Here is a 13754-nt window from a genome sequence, read left to right as displayed (position 1 = left end):
CACCTTATTGCTGGCGTTGCTGACCCCGTGGCCGCCTCACCTGTCTCAGCAGTCACGGGTGGGTGGCGGCCCCGCCTCAGTTGTCGCGCGGAGGCGGGCACTTGCACACGTCCCGCCGCCCGGTGACGGGTGTGACCGGCGATGCTGCCGCCGGGTAGACCACACCCGTCAACTGCTCCGCTGCCGCCCACAGCCGGGCCCACTGGCGGCGATCCCGGGACAGCTTGCTCGACGGGCACGGCCCCACCGCGCCGCGGGACTGCAGCAGGCGGGTCGGCCCCCAGTAGAGCGCCGGGTCGGCGTCAGCGGCGGTGGCCGCGAACAGGATCGACTCCGCGGCGCGCTGCGGCGGCTGGCCGATCGCGCGCATGACGTGGCGGCCGATCCGGCCGGGCAGCGACCGGTCGGTGTCGAAGATCTCGGTGCGCGAGACCCCGGGATGCACCGCGTAGGAGCGGATCGGAGACCCGTTCCCGGCGAGGCGGCGCTGCAGTTCGCGGGCGAACATCAGGTTCGCCAGCTTGGACTGGGTGTAGGCCAGGTTGCGCTGGTAGGTGCGGCGCTCGAAATTCAGGTCGTCGACGTGGAGCTTGCGGGCCTGCCGGTGCACGACGCTGGACACCGTCACCACCCGGTCGGCGATGCGGTCCAGCAGCAGCCCGGTCAGCGCGAAATGGCCGAGATAGTTGACGCCCAACTGCATCTCGAAGCCGTCCGCGGTGCGGCTGTGCGGGATGTTCATGATCCCGGCGTTGTTGATCAGCACGTCGACGCGGCCCTGACGCGCGGCGAACGCGCGCACCGAGGCCAGGTTCGCCAGGTCCAGCGCCGCCACCCGCACGTCGCCGTCGATGCCGTCCGCAAGCTGGCGCGCCCCCGCGGTGTCCCGGCACGCCATCACCACCGTGGCGCCCCGGGCGGCGAGCGCACGGGTGACGGATGCCCCCAGCCCACGGTTGGCGCCGGTCACCACGAAGGTGCGGCCGCGCTGCTCCGCCGACGACGAGTGTGATGATACGACAAAACGTCCATTTATTTCCCCCATGTTCCGAACGTATCGACGGGGTCTGACAAGTCTCGTGCGGCGATGGATGCCCCGGGACTTGTCGGTGGGCCGCGATACCTTCTGGGCGGAGCCTCCGGGGGGAGGCCTGATCTATCGGGAGGTAGTCATGGCAGATGTTCCGGTGATCCTGCTCGGCGACGAGGAGACCGTCGCGCACTGTGAGGACTTGGACGCCGAGGCGTTCCGGCGCGGCTGCGTCGTCGCCGAGGTGTTCCGCTTTCCGAGTGGCGCGGCCGCCGGCACCGATGACCTGGCCGACCTCCAGGCGGTGGTGGCCGCCCTGGGCTGTGCGATCACCGCCCGGCGTGACGTCTGGGTGCCGTTCCCGGGCCCGGACTTCGTGCGCGAGCAGCACCTGCGCCGACTCAGCCTGGTCCTGCAGCGGCACGGACTGAACCTGCTGGTCACCCGGGAGATGTACCCCGCGCCGACCGACGGCGGCATGAACGAGGTCGACTACGCGCTGCGGCGGGAGGTCCAGGCCGTCGACGGCCTCGACCGGGCGGTGCTGGCCGCCGAGGGGGCCAAGAGCCTCAGCCAGGAGATCGAGTCGGTGCTCGCCGCCGCGGTGACGAACGACCCGGTGGCGGTCCGGCGTGCCGGGACAGCCCGCGCCGCCGAAATCGCCAAGAGTGCGGGACACACTGGGCCGCCGGCACTTCCGGCGCCGGCGGTGCCGTGGGCGCAGCGCAAGCCGATGCTCACGCGGTACGCCCGCTGGCTGGTGTACGACTGCGGTGTCACCCAGGCCGCCACCGCCCGGGTGCTGAACTCCTCCGGGCAGCGCACCGCGACCGGGCGGCCGTGGCAGCCGGGGACGGTGTCGAAGCTGCTCAACGGGAAGTACGACACCGCGGTTCGCACGGCGTGACCGCTCGACGCCGTCATGTCTTTGCGCGCGGCGGGGCTGGGGGCCGGCCCCGGGGTGTGGGCGGTGTGCGCCGCTGTACCGGGGCGGCCAGGGACGGCGCAGCGGGTGACGTCGGCGACGTGGCGACCGGGGCGCCCGGTGCCGGCCCGGCCGGCGCCGCGGGTGCGATCACCGGCGGGCGCAGATCGGCCCCGTAGGTCGGCAGCGGCCCGGCGGGCTGCGGGCCGGTGGTGGAAGGTGCCGGCCGCGCCGGCGGATTAACCGGGGCCGCACCGGCCATCGGCGTCACCGAGGGTGACGGCGGCGCCGGTGCGGCCTGCGGTTCGGTGTCGTCCACATCCGGTGCGTCCGGTGTGGCCGTCGACTGCTCCGTATCGGTGTCGCGCGGATCCTCCGCTGATGAACCGCCGTCCCAGGCCCCCGGGGAACCCACCAGGCCCAACGGGTTCGGCGGCGCGAACGACCCGAACCCGCCGCCCGACTCGCCACCGGATGCGCCGCCGCCCGCGGGGAAGCCGAAACCGCCGCCGCCGAGTGCGCGTGTCACGTCGTCGGCGGTGAACTCGCGCGGGCGGGGCCACGGATGGACGTCCGCCCCGTGCTCCCGCAGGATGCTGCGCGCGTCCCCGCCGGTCGTCTGGTCGAGCACGCGCTGCGTGCTGCCGGTGATCTGGTCGGCCGCATCATTCGAGGCGCCGGCCGCGGCCTCGTGGGCGTCGCGTATCGCGTTGTTGATGTCGGCCACCTTCTTGGCGAACGGATCGTCGCCGGCCAGGCTGTCGGCTATCCGCTGCCGGCCGTTCGCGGCGATTCCCCGGAGCCGCTCCCGCAGGCCGTCGACCGCCCGGGCGACGGCTGCGTTCCCCTCGCTCTTGGCCTGGCACTGGTCGGCGATGTCGCGCAGTTGATTCCGGCCGGTGTGCAGCCGGGCCAGCAGATCCTCGGCGGTGACACCGGTGTTCTCGGCAGCCAGGCGGGTTCGCAGCAGATCCAGCGTGCCGGCCTCGTCCTCCTTGAGCTGGCGCTGCGTCTCCCAGTGCGTCGCCGCACTGGCCGGGCCGGCGGGCGGCGCCGGCCACCACGCGCCGATCATGGCCGCGGTGAACGGGTCGGACAGTTCGTCAGCCGCCGCCACCGCAGGTCTCCGTCGTCACAGTGCGGAGCGTAAACCTGGGGGCCGGTTCGGTGCTTCCACGTTTGCCCACGCTGGGGATAACCGTCGCGGCGGGTCGGCGCGGGTAGCGTGAGGTGCTGATCACGGCGACGATTCGGCAGGGGTGAGTGCGGTGCGGCGAGGCAGTGCGATCCGGGGACTGTTCGCCGCGGCCCTGGCCTGCGTCACGCTGACCGGCGCTCTCGGACTGCCGACGGCGGCCCGGTCGGCCGCTGCACCGGGTGCGGACCCGGCGGCCATCGCCGACAGCCTGGTCGCCGCCGATACGGCCCTGCGCAACACCACGTCGTCGCAGCAGGTGCTGGCGCAGGCCGCGCACCAGCAGCAGATGGCCTACCGCACGCTCGGCTGGCATCCGGAATGGGATCAGGTGGCGCGGGCCCGCATCCCGGCGAACCTGCTCGGCGTCTACGACCGCAACATCGACGCCCGGCGGCAGCTAACCGCGCTGAACTCCGGTGAGGTGAAGTCCACCCTGCCGCCCTGGACGATCATCGCGCCGGCGCCGGCCGAGCAGCTGCTGGACTACTACCGCCAGGCCGAGGAGGCCACCGGCGTCGGCCGCAGCTACCTGGCCGCGATCAACCTGGTGGAGACCACGTTCGGGCGGATCGCCGGCGCCAGCTCCGCCGACGCGCGCGGGCCGATGCAGTTCCTGCCGTCGACGTTCGCGCAGTACGGCGCCGGGGGCGACATCAACTCACCGCGCGACGCGATCATGGCGGCCGGGCGGATGCTGGCCCACAACGGTTTCGCCAGCAACCCCAACGGTGCGATCTACAGCTACAACCACTCCGACCACTATGTGCAGGCGGTGCAGGACTACGCCACGATCATGGCCTCCGACCCGGCCGCGTTCACCGGGTATTACCGCTGGAATGTCTTCTACCACACCACATCCGGTGATGTGATGCTGCCGGTGGGCTATTCGGCGTCGCAGCGGATCCCGGTCGCGGAGTATCTGGCGGCGCACCCGCAGTGAGGCGCTGACGCACCGTCCCGGCCGGGTGATATCGGATACGAGGTCATTCTCCAACCGACCCACATGCCCGGGACTAGGGACGTGAGTGACGGCGGTGACCACTCTCCCTAGACTGGGATCCCATGGCCGTACTGGTGAACAACCCGATCATCGACGCCGTCCTCGACCGGTACGCAGCGCAACTCGGCGACAGCGCCACCGACTATCGCAACCACCTCTACCGCGCGCTGAACTATCAGCTGCGGCTGCTGAACACGCAAGAACCGGCGCCGGAGATCGCCCTGGCGTGGGCGGTGCATGACATCGGGATCTGGACCGCCGGCACCTGGGATTATCTGGAACCGTCGGCCCAGCTGGTCGACGAGTGGGCGGCGCAGTTCGGCGTCACCGACATCGCCCGCACCAAGGAGATGGTGCTCGATCACCACAAGCTGCGCAGCGTCACCGACCCGTACGTGGAGACGTTCCGGCTCGCCGACCGGGTCGACGCGTTCCGCGGCCTGACGCTCGGTACCGCGCTGACCCGCGACGACGTGCGGGAGGTGGTGGCGGCGCTGCCCTACGGCGGGTTCCACACGTTCCTGATCCGCAGTGCGGCCACCTGGACCCGGCACCATCCGCTGCGGCCGCTGCCGATGCTGCGCTGGTAGCCGAAATAAACCGCGACACAACCGAGGTTGGGCTAGAACGTGGCTCCTGAGCAGGCAACCGTCGCAACGCTGCCGTCGGCGCGGGATCGACTGCGCGACCCGGGCGTGCAACTGTGGACGCTCGCCGGCGTGTGCTGGGTGGCGCTGCTGGTCGCCGGGCACCACCATGACGTCACGCTCGGCGGCCCGGGCGCGTCGGTGGCCGGCATCGCGGTGTCGCTGCTGCTGGTGCTCGGCGCCTGGCTGGAGATGACGGTGGCGATGATGCTGCCGACGACGGTCCCGATGGTCCGGATGTTCCAGGTGGTCAGTGCCCGCGCCCCGCGGACGACGGCCGTGCGGGTGGCGTTCCTGGCTGGGTATCTCGCGCTGTGGCTGGTGTTCGCGGTCGCCGCCACCGGCGCCGCGGCCGGGCTGCGGGCGTGGGTGGTGGCCGGGCACGCGCCCTGGCTGGTCACGCGGCCGGGCCTGCTGCTGGCGGTGGTGCTGGCGATCGCCGGCGTGTTCCAGCTGACCCCGCTCAAGGACGCCTGCCTGACGCAGTGCCGCGACCCGCGGGCGTTCCTGTTCGCGCACTACCGGCGCGGGGTGCGCGGCGGCTGGCTGCTCGGCTGGCGGCACGGGATTTCGTGCCTGGGCTGCTGCTGGGCGCTCATGCTGATCATGATCGGCACCGGGCTGGGTAACCTGCTGGCGATGCTGGTGCTCACCGCGGTGATGGTGGTGGAGAAGACCACCCGCTTCGGTCACCGGCCCGTCGTCCCGCTGGGGATCGGGCTGCTGATCGCCGCCGCGGCGGTGGCGCTGTACGGCGACACGCTGGCCGGCTGGGGCCTCTACGAACCGTTCGTCGCGCCGGTCGGCGCGCACCACCACTAGGAGGAGATCGCCGTGGGATACGACCTCAAGGGCCGGATGGCCGAGGTGTGCAGCTGCCGCTCGCTGTGCCCGTGCACGATCGGCGAGAACGCCGACGGCAACAACTGCGGGTTCAACTGGGTGTTCCACATCGACCGCGGCGCGATCAACGACGTCGACGTGTCCGGGCTGAACCTGGGGCTGCTGGGTCATCACGCCGACAACATCTTCGACGTCAACACAAGGGTGTTCGTCATCATCGACGACCGCGCCGACGACGCCCAGTCCGATGCGCTCGTCACCGCGTTCACCGGGAAAGCCGGTGGGCCGCTGGCCGATCTGGCCGGTCTGGTCAAGGAGATCGTCGGCGTGACCCGCGCGGCGATCGAGTTCGACGTCGACAAGGGCAGTGGGCACTTCAAAGTGGACGGCATCTTCGAGGGCGAGGTGGAGGGCTTCCGCGGCAAGGACGGTTCGCACACCACGTTGAACAACACCGCGCTCGGCCACGTCTACGGCAGCCTGACCTACCCGGGGAAGGTGCTCCGGCACCGGGTGCACGACACCGAGCACGGCCTGCAGTTCCGGGGCCGGCAGTCCACCCAGACCGAGTTCAGCTTCGCGTCCTGATCGGAGAACTGATGGACTTGTACGACTCGCATCTGATCCGCCGCGAACTGATCGCCGAGGACACCATGGCGTTCTACTTCGCCAAGCCCGAGGGCTATGAGTTCCAGCCTGGCCAGTCCTTCCAGCTGACGCTGATCGACCCGCCGCCGGCCGAGGACCGCGGCGGAGCGACCCGCGAGTTCACCATCGCCAGCGCCCCACACGAACCGGAGCTGATGATCGCAATGCGGTTGCGCGACTCCGGGTTCAAGGATCTGCTCAAAGATGCGCCGCCGCTGACCTCGGTGACGATCAGTGAGGCCGACGGGGATCTGCTGCTGCACCGCGACGTCGCCCGCCCGGCGGTGCTGCTGGCCGGTGGCATCGGCATCACCCCGTTCCTGTCGATCGCCCGGCACGCCGCCCACGCATCCCTGGAACACCCGATCCACCTCTTCTACTCGAACTGGCGTCCGGAGGTCGCGGCGTTCCTGCCGGAGCTTCAGGCCATCGCCGCGGCGAACCCGAACTTCCGGCTGGTCACGGTCATGACCGAACCGGAGAAGTCGATCCAGCCGTGGTCGGGGGAGACCGGCGTGATCGACCCGGAGTTGCTGCGCCGCCACCTCGATGACCTGGCGAAACCCGTCTACTACCTGGCCGGCCCGCCGGCGATGACGCTGGCGATGCTGGACATGCTGCTGGACCTCGGTGTCGAGGACGGCGCCATCAAGTCCGCGGAGTTCCTCGGCTACTGAGGCGCATTACTCAGGCGTCGTCACCAGCGTCAGGTCCCACGCCCGCAGCCACGGCTTGACCATCTGGGCGATCGAATACTCGTGCACCTCATCGCATTTCGGTTCCGAGTAGTCGCCGTTGGACACCTCGATGTAGATGCCGACGGCTTCGGCGGCGCCGTCGGGCCGCAGCCGGTAGACCGGGCCGCCGGAATCCCCGCAGCGGCCGGTCGCCGCGAACCGCACCTTGTTCTCCTCGACGTAGGCCACCGGGCCGCAGACCGCCGCGTCGCTGCGGATCCCGAAGTGGCAGAGCTCGTCGCCGACCTCGACGTGCTCGGCGATACCGACCAGCGGATGCCCGTCGACGTCGGAGGTCAACGGAATGCCGTCGATGTCCTTGTGCTCCAGGGTGATCAGGCCGATGTCGTAGTCGGTCCACTCGTTGCCGTCGTACACGCTCTCGGCGAACCGGCCGACCTTCGGGTACACGTACAGTCCGCCGTGGTGAATGGTGACGGTGCCCTCGGTGCCCTTCTCGTTGCAGTGCCCGGCCGACAGCAGCCCGGGCCGGCCGTCGGCGGTGCGCACCAGAAAACCCGCCGTGCAACTGATTCCGCTGGTTCCGTCGGGCCGGGTGATGTCGATGCCGATACCCGGGCCGATCGTCTTCGCGGCCGGCATCGGGATGTTCTGCCGGCCCGGATGGGTGTGATCCACCCACAGCGCGGCGCCGATGACCGCGACGACAACAGCCCCGCCGGCGACCTTGCCGGTCAGGGCTTTGAACACTCGTCGCAGGGCAATACGTCGACTCTACCGAGCGGTGCGCGCCATACTGGAGGCCTGGTTGGAGGTGGGCATGAGCACTACCGAACAGTCTTTTGAGACGACCCGCCGGTTCGCCCGGGTGATCGGGCCGTTCCTGGCGGTCATCGCCGCCACCGCCGCGGTGCACGCGCCGAGGCTGTTCGCCCAGATCGCCGACTTCGGGGCGGACCCGCTGTGGGGCTGGGTGGCCGGCTCGTTCACGCTGATCGCCGGGCTGACGGTGGTGGCGCTGCACCCGTACTGGCGGGGTGCCGCCGCAGCCAGCGTCTCGGTTTTGGGCTGGCTGACCGTCGTCAAGGGTTTCTTCCTGGTGGCGTTCCCGGCGACGCTGACGTCGATTCCGGTGGGGGCGGCCGACGCCGTCGGGGTGTTCCGGGCGGTCTACCTGGTGTTCGCAGCGTGGGGGCTGTGGCTGGCCTGGGTCGGGTGGGGGCCGGCTCGGTCGCGGTGACCGGGTGACCGGGTGACCGGGTGTCGCACCTTTTGTCACTTGCGTACCGGGAGTGGACCACCAGGATCTTCTGGAAAACGATGTCGCCGGTGATATCAGTCGACCCGAATCCACCACGGCGGGACGCTGATATCCAGCCGGGCGTGGGTTTTGTAGCCCGACCAGGTGGGCACCCCGGCTGGTTGGCCGCGGTAGATACCGCGTGCGGCGGCGACGACGCGCTCGCGCTGGGTGGGCCAGATGATCTCGGTGGCGATCTGCTCCAGCGCCGCGCGGTCGCGGTCCAAGACCCGATCCATGATGTCGACGGCCGGCAGTGCGTTGGTCTTGTCGGTGTTGCAGCGGGCGCAGGCCAGCACCAGGTTCGCCAGTCCGTCGATGCCGACGAGCGACCACGGCAGCACATGATCGACCGGGTTGTCGACCGGCAGGTGCGCGCCGCAGTAGAAGCAGTGCGGGCCGAACGCGTCCTTGAACGACTCGCGCACCGCGGCCAGTGCGGTGCGCTCCCGGCCGAACAGGTGCCCGGCGACGTCGGGCACGTCGGCGTCGAGGAACTTGTTCATTCGCCGTACGTCGTCGACCCACATGATCTCCAGCGCCGGCTTGAGCAGCCCGGCTAGTCGCGCCAGTCCGTGCGCCACGCCCGGGCGCAGTTCGATCGAATCCCCCTGGGCTTGAAGTGCTTTCCGGGAGACGTGGTCGTGCAGGAATGCGTCGTCGTAGAGGAACGAGTCACTCTCGGTGGATCCGGGCAGCCGCTGCAGCCGGTGCAGCGGCTGCTGGGCCAGGCAGAGCGTGACCTCGTCGATGGCGCGGCGATAGGCGTCCGGGGCGCGTAAGGCGGCGGTGTCCAGGGACAGCGCGCCGGCCTGCGCGGCATCTCGCAATTCGCTGGCGGCGCGCAGGATCCGCGACTTCGAACCGGTGGACTGCTGCAGCTGGCGGCCGTCGAACGGGCGGATCTGTCGCCAGTACAGCTCCAGCACCCGGTGCGCCAGGTCCGGGATCGGCACCGTCAGCGACGCATTCGAGTCGGCCGGCAGGTGCTCGATGCAATGCTCGATCAGCGCCATCAGCGTCGCCAACTTGTAAGTGGCGGTGCGCAGCCCGGTCTCCAGGATCGCGACCACGCGCTGGCCGAGCAGCAGCGGGTCGGGTGGGGTGTCAGCCATTGAACTCCTCCAACACGCTGAATGGTGACGTCCGAATTTGATTCGTAGCGTATGTCGGCACACCCGGCTATCCTGGATACCGCTAGCTGATTCGGCCGCATGGCCGGGGTAGGTTAGCCGTCAAGGGCCCCGCAAGGGGCCCCTTCACTTTGATGGGAAGACGTGTAGGCCGTCGCTCCGCTCTGAAACGGTCCGAGCGTGGACGGGCCCCAGTAGCTGCCACATCCGCTCATCGCAGATGGAGACGGTGCGGCCATGGCGGGGCAAGACCTTTGCTGCGGCGGCGTAGGCTGTGAGGTCGGCAAGTTGGATGAAGTAGGAATGCTGGGAGTCGCGCGGCACTGGATCCTCAACCAACAGACGCGCCGAGGCCGGTAAGCCGTTGGCCGACAAGGTGGCCCGACGAAACCGACGGACCAACCTGCGGATCGCATCGTCTTGTCCGACGTCATGGATCACCATAATCGGTGTTCCGCTGGCTTCGGAACGTCGACGCAGGTGCTCCAGAAGGTAATGCCAGGCCACGCCGAACACGTCCAGTTCGTCGTGCGGCAGCAGATCCTTGCGGATCACGATTCCGAACACCCCGGAAGCGATCTCGGCGGTAGCTCTCATGTGGCGCTGGTAGATGTCGCGTACCTGGCCGTCGCCGAGTCCGAGGTCGCGGTAGATCCGCTTCACGCCGACGAGATGATTCGCTTTCATCTCGTGGCGCAAGGGGACTCGGTAGGTCTCGCGGATGCGTGTCCGCAGGTGAAGGAGTCGCTCGAATCGCTCAAACCAGCGGTCGACGGGAACCAGGACGCAACCGAGCGTGAACGTCCACGAACCGCGCTGCCCCGTGTCGCCGGATTCGTCGACGTAGGCGAACTCCATTCGGTAGTTCACGGCGGTGCCGCTGATGTTGAACGGGTGATGCTGCACATGGCTGCATGATGCCGGAGTGCACCGACAGCACCGCGCGGTCGCGGTCCGGCGAAAGTTACTCGGCGGCGGTGGGAGCGGACGGTGGCTCGTCGTTGAGCACGCCTTCCTTCTGGCCGAATCGCTGCGCCACGAAGCCCCGCAGGTTGGCCAGTCCCCGGCCGGCGGTGGCGATGGCTTTTTGGGCGACGGGTTTGGCGATCTCCACCGCGGCGTCGACGGCTTCGCGGACACCGGGGGTGGCCATGTCCTGCCAGCTGTCGACCTGGTGGTGGCGTGCCCGGGCGAAACTGTCCAGCTCACCCTGCAGGGCGTCGCGGTCGGCGGCGAGCTGATCGACCGCCCAGAACCGGAAGCCGTCGAACGCTTCGGTTTTCGCGATCGCATCGACCACCTGGTGGGCCTGCTGGTAGAGCTTGCCGTCCTCGGCTAACTGGTAGGCCAGCAGTTCGCGGGTGTGCTCGAGCACCTGCGGCAGATGGTCCGGTTCGGTGGCCTGCACCCGGGCCAGCCGCAGCCGCTGCCACTTGTACAGCGACTCCTCGGCCACCACAAGCAAACTCAGCGTCTCCCCGACCAGGCCGTCGGCGATGGCGGCCCGCAGCTTGTCGGCCCGGTCCTGCACCGAATGGTCCGGTTCCAAGGTGGCCAGGACACGCTTGGCGTGGTTACGCAGGCCTTCGACGGCAGCGTTCAACGCCGGCCCCAGGCTCGCGATGGATTCCCAGTAGGTGTCGGGAAGCGACCCGTTCTTCTCCAGGTAGGCCAACTGCCGGGTGATGGTCAGGTTGTCGCCGAGCACATCGCCGGCGCGCTCAGCCTGGGCCAGATGAAGGACGGCGCCGACCTTGCTCTCCACCCGCTGGATCGAGTCGCTGACGTCGGCGATCGCGGCTTTGAGCGCGACTTGCACCCCGATCATCTGCAGCGACACCAGTTGCTGCGGGTCCAACATCGCGGGGCGCCACTGCAATTGCTCGGTGAACTTGGCGTCGGCGCCGCGGGTCATCATCCGGTAGAACCCATCGGTGCCGGGAATCAGGTTGCCGCGCTTGACCGCTGCCACGCTGTCCGGGTGCAGCTGCACGAATTTCCCGGCCTGCTGCAGGACCGCCGTGATCCCGACACCGAGTCCGGCGGCGTTGCTCAGCGTCGCCGTGTCCAGGCCGGCGACCTGGACCGCGTTGTCGGACACCGCGCGCAGCCGCTCCAGATAGGACTCGACGGCTTCGGGGTCGCCGCCGACCAGCAGGCCTTCGGGTTGTTCGAGGATGACGAGCTCGCCGGGGGTGACAGTGGCGGGCAGGCCGGTGACGTCGTTGTCGGGCACAGCGAACCTCCGTGGATCGGATTTCCGCTGAGTGTAAACATGGGCGGTGACGCGGAAGGTTGGCCGGTCGAAGATCGTCGCCGTTACCGGTGCCGGAGACGCGCCCGCAACGCAGACGCAGCAACGGCGCGGGAGGGATCAGCAACGACGGCGTCGTAGGCGGCAGCGACCTCGTCGTGCAGCCACGCTTCTACCGCGTGGAAACGACGGCCTGCATCGTGATCGCGATAGCCGGTGCTGTTGCGCCAGGCGTCGCGACTATCGGCGCTCGGGCTGGGCATGAGGTTGGTCGTGGCGGTCGAAGTTCTGGGCTTTGCTGGCGGTGAGTTCGGTTCGACTTCCGATGTCGGCGAACAGGGAGCCGAGGCTGGCGCCTCCGTCGGATTCGGCAGCGTCAGCCAGGATCGCGCTTACTTCCGCCAGAGTGCTTCGGCCGTTGTGAGCGGCTTGGGCCTGAATTGCGTTGAACAACTCCGTGGGCGGGTCCACCCCCCACAGGCGCTCATGCAGCGCCGCGTCACGGAAGTACCTCGTGTGGGTGTGTTTGATGGTGTCGAGAGAGTTGGCCGACAGCACGACGATCTCGATGTCGCGGTCGGTGCGCTCCTCTTCGAGCTTCAACTGGTGTTGAACGGCCTCTTGGCTGGTCGCGAACTCAGTGATGTGGCTGACGCGGGTGCGCCGGTTGTATTCGATGAGGAAACCTGCCATGTCACCCACCAACCTCTCCGGTGTTGCCCTCGATTGTAAGCACCGCCGCCGTGATGGCCTTTACTTTCGCGATGACGTCTGCGCGGGTCGCGAGTACGCGCTCGTCGGGCGTGGGCAGATCAGATGCCTCCTGCCACTGGTGTTCGGTGATCGCCAGCGCCGTAGACAGGTTGTGCATCGTCTGCACCGCCGTACGCACCTGATTCGGGTCGAAGCCGGGGGCGGCTGCTTGATCGATCGGCTCGCCGTAGCGGATACCGCGCCCGCACGTGTCGGCGAGCGACTCGTAGGCGTCGGCCCACAGATGCTGCAGGGCGGTCCGAATCTGGATTTCGACACGGCCGGCCGGCAATCGAAGCCAGACGTGAACGGCGCGGTAGCCGGCGTGCGCGCCATCACGCAGGTCATGGATCGCCGAGTCGTCGGCGCCGAAGTGCTGCGCTATCTCACCGGCGAGTGCGGTCTGCTCGTCCAACAGCAGATCCGCGTCCATGCGGACGCCGGCTAGATCCTGAACGGTGTTGAGTTGCAACGACGGCTGCCGTCGGAGCTTATCGACGAGGGTGTCCTGGGTCTTTCGGCGGGAGCTTACGTGGAAGCCGGTGGTCAATCGCCAACGCGATGTGGTCCAGAGCTTCGACTCAACCGCCCAACTGCCACCTTCGATCCGGTTGTCGACTTCGTTGGCGAGGTTGTCATGCCACGCAACGACGTCCGCGTACGACGGCGCGTCTTCCAGCGGCGCGGTACCTGCGCGCAGTGCATCTCCGAGGCGCCGTAGCGCCCCGTTTGACCACGGCGGACGGGCGTTCAGGTCCACGCTTGTCGATCTTCCAGAATTCGGGACGCGGAGACAACTCATCGACCGTGCGTTGACCGAAAGACTGCTGCTGATCGACAGCCCGTTGCGTTGAGCTTCGGGAAGTGAGCCCGGTAGCCGTCCGGACGCGGTCTAACCTTCGCCCGGCACATCCAGCTTCGGCTGCGGCTGCAGCATCACGCCGCTGATCCCCTGGAACCGGCCGGTGAGCTGGTAAACCTCTTGCCGCAGAAACGGATACAGGTCGTGAACTGCGCGTTCGGTGAACGCTCGCATTTCCACCGATGTTGCGGCGCCCAGAATCGAGTCGTCTTTGTCGTTCGGGTCTGAGGTGTTCATCTGCTCGTCGGTGGCGAACAGGCCCGACACTGCGATCACCGCCACGTAGAACCGGTGCTGATATTTCGTTTCGATGGTGACCAGGACGGCGCCGCCGTACCAGCCTTGGCAGTGCACGCTTCCCAACGACGCTTGGTCGAACCAGTCGGGGATCTCGCCGGTGAAATCGGTCCGCTGCAACAACAGCTTTGACGGGTCGACGTGGCGCAATGTCAGGTCCGCCAGG

General features: G+C 68.7%; 16 protein-coding genes. 7 read left to right on the top strand and 9 right to left on the bottom strand.

Annotated features, from left to right (window positions below; genetic code table 11):
* Nucleotides 1-76 precede the first annotated feature (76 nt).
* Complete coding sequence (locus KIH27_RS12285) at nt 77-1045, bottom strand: oxidoreductase (protein ID WP_214093231.1); 969 nt, start codon at nt 1043-1045, stop codon at nt 77-79.
* Nucleotides 1046-1172: 127 nt separating this feature from the next.
* Here KIH27_RS12285 and KIH27_RS12280 point away from each other — a divergent pair, with 127 nt between their 5' ends.
* Entirely contained in the window at nt 1173-1937 is a 765-nt protein-coding gene (locus KIH27_RS12280; RefSeq protein WP_214093230.1) for a hypothetical protein, read from the top strand.
* Nucleotides 1938-1950: 13 nt separating this feature from the next.
* On the opposite strand, the gene KIH27_RS12275 is transcribed toward KIH27_RS12280, so the two are convergent.
* Entirely contained in the window at nt 1951-3072 is a 1122-nt protein-coding gene (locus tag KIH27_RS12275) for a hypothetical protein (RefSeq protein ID WP_214093229.1), read from the bottom strand.
* 151 nt (nt 3073-3223) lie between these two features.
* Here KIH27_RS12275 and KIH27_RS12270 point away from each other — a divergent pair, with 151 nt between their 5' ends.
* The 5 genes from KIH27_RS12270 to KIH27_RS12250 all read left to right on the top strand — a co-directional run bounded on the left by KIH27_RS12270 (nt 3224) and on the right by KIH27_RS12250 (nt 6968).
* Nucleotides 3224-4093 (top strand): lytic transglycosylase domain-containing protein, encoded by an 870-nt coding sequence (locus KIH27_RS12270; RefSeq protein ID WP_372451360.1) that lies wholly within the window; start codon nt 3224-3226, stop codon nt 4091-4093.
* A 122-nt stretch (nt 4094-4215) separates the two neighbouring features.
* Nucleotides 4216-4743: a hypothetical protein gene (locus tag KIH27_RS12265; RefSeq protein WP_214093227.1), complete on the top strand. Its 528-nt coding sequence runs from the start codon at nt 4216-4218 to the stop codon at nt 4741-4743.
* Between the two features lie 39 nt (nt 4744-4782).
* Nucleotides 4783-5622, top strand: a complete 840-nt coding sequence (locus KIH27_RS12260) for a DUF2182 domain-containing protein (protein ID WP_214093226.1) — start codon at nt 4783-4785, stop codon at nt 5620-5622.
* 12 nt (nt 5623-5634) lie between these two features.
* On the top strand, nt 5635-6231 hold the full coding sequence (locus KIH27_RS12255; RefSeq protein ID WP_214093225.1) for a DUF1326 domain-containing protein: 597 nt from the start codon (nt 5635-5637) through the stop codon (nt 6229-6231).
* Nucleotides 6232-6242: 11 nt separating this feature from the next.
* A complete protein-coding gene (locus KIH27_RS12250; protein WP_214093224.1) occupies nt 6243-6968 on the top strand; it encodes an FAD-dependent oxidoreductase in 726 nt (241 codons plus the stop codon).
* Nucleotides 6969-6974: 6 nt separating this feature from the next.
* Here the strand turns inward: KIH27_RS12250 and KIH27_RS12245 are convergent, their stop codons facing one another.
* Nucleotides 6975-7739, bottom strand: coding sequence for a chymotrypsin family serine protease (locus tag KIH27_RS12245; RefSeq protein WP_307856862.1), 765 nt, complete (start codon nt 7737-7739; stop codon nt 6975-6977).
* Nucleotides 7740-7809: 70 nt separating this feature from the next.
* On the opposite strand from KIH27_RS12245, the gene KIH27_RS12240 reads away from it, so the two are divergent.
* Nucleotides 7810-8229 (top strand): hypothetical protein, encoded by a 420-nt coding sequence (locus tag KIH27_RS12240; RefSeq protein WP_214093223.1) that lies wholly within the window; start codon nt 7810-7812, stop codon nt 8227-8229.
* A 95-nt stretch (nt 8230-8324) separates the two neighbouring features.
* Here KIH27_RS12240 and KIH27_RS12235 read toward each other — a convergent pair whose 3' ends face one another.
* The 6 genes from KIH27_RS12235 to KIH27_RS12210 all read right to left on the bottom strand — a co-directional run bounded on the left by KIH27_RS12235 (nt 8325) and on the right by KIH27_RS12210 (nt 13738).
* Nucleotides 8325-9404 (bottom strand): HNH endonuclease, encoded by a 1080-nt coding sequence (locus KIH27_RS12235; RefSeq protein ID WP_214093222.1) that lies wholly within the window; start codon nt 9402-9404, stop codon nt 8325-8327.
* Between the two features lie 144 nt (nt 9405-9548).
* On the bottom strand, nt 9549-10328 hold the full coding sequence (locus tag KIH27_RS12230) for a DUF3800 domain-containing protein (protein ID WP_307856861.1): 780 nt from the start codon (nt 10326-10328) through the stop codon (nt 9549-9551).
* 58 nt (nt 10329-10386) lie between these two features.
* Nucleotides 10387-11658 (bottom strand): hypothetical protein, encoded by a 1272-nt coding sequence (locus KIH27_RS12225; RefSeq protein WP_307856860.1) that lies wholly within the window; start codon nt 11656-11658, stop codon nt 10387-10389.
* A 258-nt stretch (nt 11659-11916) separates the two neighbouring features.
* Nucleotides 11917-12369, bottom strand: coding sequence for a hypothetical protein (locus KIH27_RS22560; RefSeq protein WP_250150017.1), 453 nt, complete (start codon nt 12367-12369; stop codon nt 11917-11919).
* A gap of 1 nt (nt 12370) precedes the next feature.
* Nucleotides 12371-13231 (bottom strand): RelA/SpoT-related domain-containing protein, encoded by an 861-nt coding sequence (locus KIH27_RS12215; protein ID WP_214093221.1) that lies wholly within the window; start codon nt 13229-13231, stop codon nt 12371-12373.
* Nucleotides 13232-13321: 90 nt separating this feature from the next.
* Nucleotides 13322-13738, bottom strand: a complete 417-nt coding sequence (locus KIH27_RS12210; protein ID WP_214093220.1) for a hypothetical protein — start codon at nt 13736-13738, stop codon at nt 13322-13324.
* Nucleotides 13739-13754 lie beyond the last annotated feature (16 nt).

It is taken from the genome of Mycolicibacter acidiphilus, from assembly GCF_018455725.1.
GTDB lineage: Bacteria > Actinomycetota > Actinomycetes > Mycobacteriales > Mycobacteriaceae > Mycobacterium > Mycobacterium acidiphilum.
The sequence above is the reverse complement of the archived record's forward strand: the minus strand, read 5'-3'. Positions and strand labels throughout refer to the sequence as shown.

Bases quoted from the DNA above. Each gene is read 5' to 3' on its own strand.
- KIH27_RS12280 (WP_214093230.1), top strand. From the start codon at position 1,173: ATGGCAGATGTTCCGGTGATCCTGCTCGGCGACGAGGAGACCGTCGCG.
- KIH27_RS12215 (WP_214093221.1), bottom strand. From the start codon at position 13,231: ATGAGTTGTCTCCGCGTCCCGAATTCTGGAAGATCGACAAGCGTGGAC.
- KIH27_RS12235 (WP_214093222.1), bottom strand. From the start codon at position 9,404: ATGGCTGACACCCCACCCGACCCGCTGCTGCTCGGCCAGCGCGTGGTC.
- KIH27_RS12265 (WP_214093227.1), top strand. From the start codon at position 4,216: ATGGCCGTACTGGTGAACAACCCGATCATCGACGCCGTCCTCGACCGG.
- KIH27_RS22560 (WP_250150017.1), bottom strand. From the start codon at position 12,369: ATGGCAGGTTTCCTCATCGAATACAACCGGCGCACCCGCGTCAGCCAC.
- KIH27_RS12285 (WP_214093231.1), bottom strand. From the start codon at position 1,045: ATGGGGGAAATAAATGGACGTTTTGTCGTATCATCACACTCGTCGTCG.
- KIH27_RS12250 (WP_214093224.1), top strand. From the start codon at position 6,243: ATGGACTTGTACGACTCGCATCTGATCCGCCGCGAACTGATCGCCGAG.
- KIH27_RS12240 (WP_214093223.1), top strand. From the start codon at position 7,810: ATGAGCACTACCGAACAGTCTTTTGAGACGACCCGCCGGTTCGCCCGG.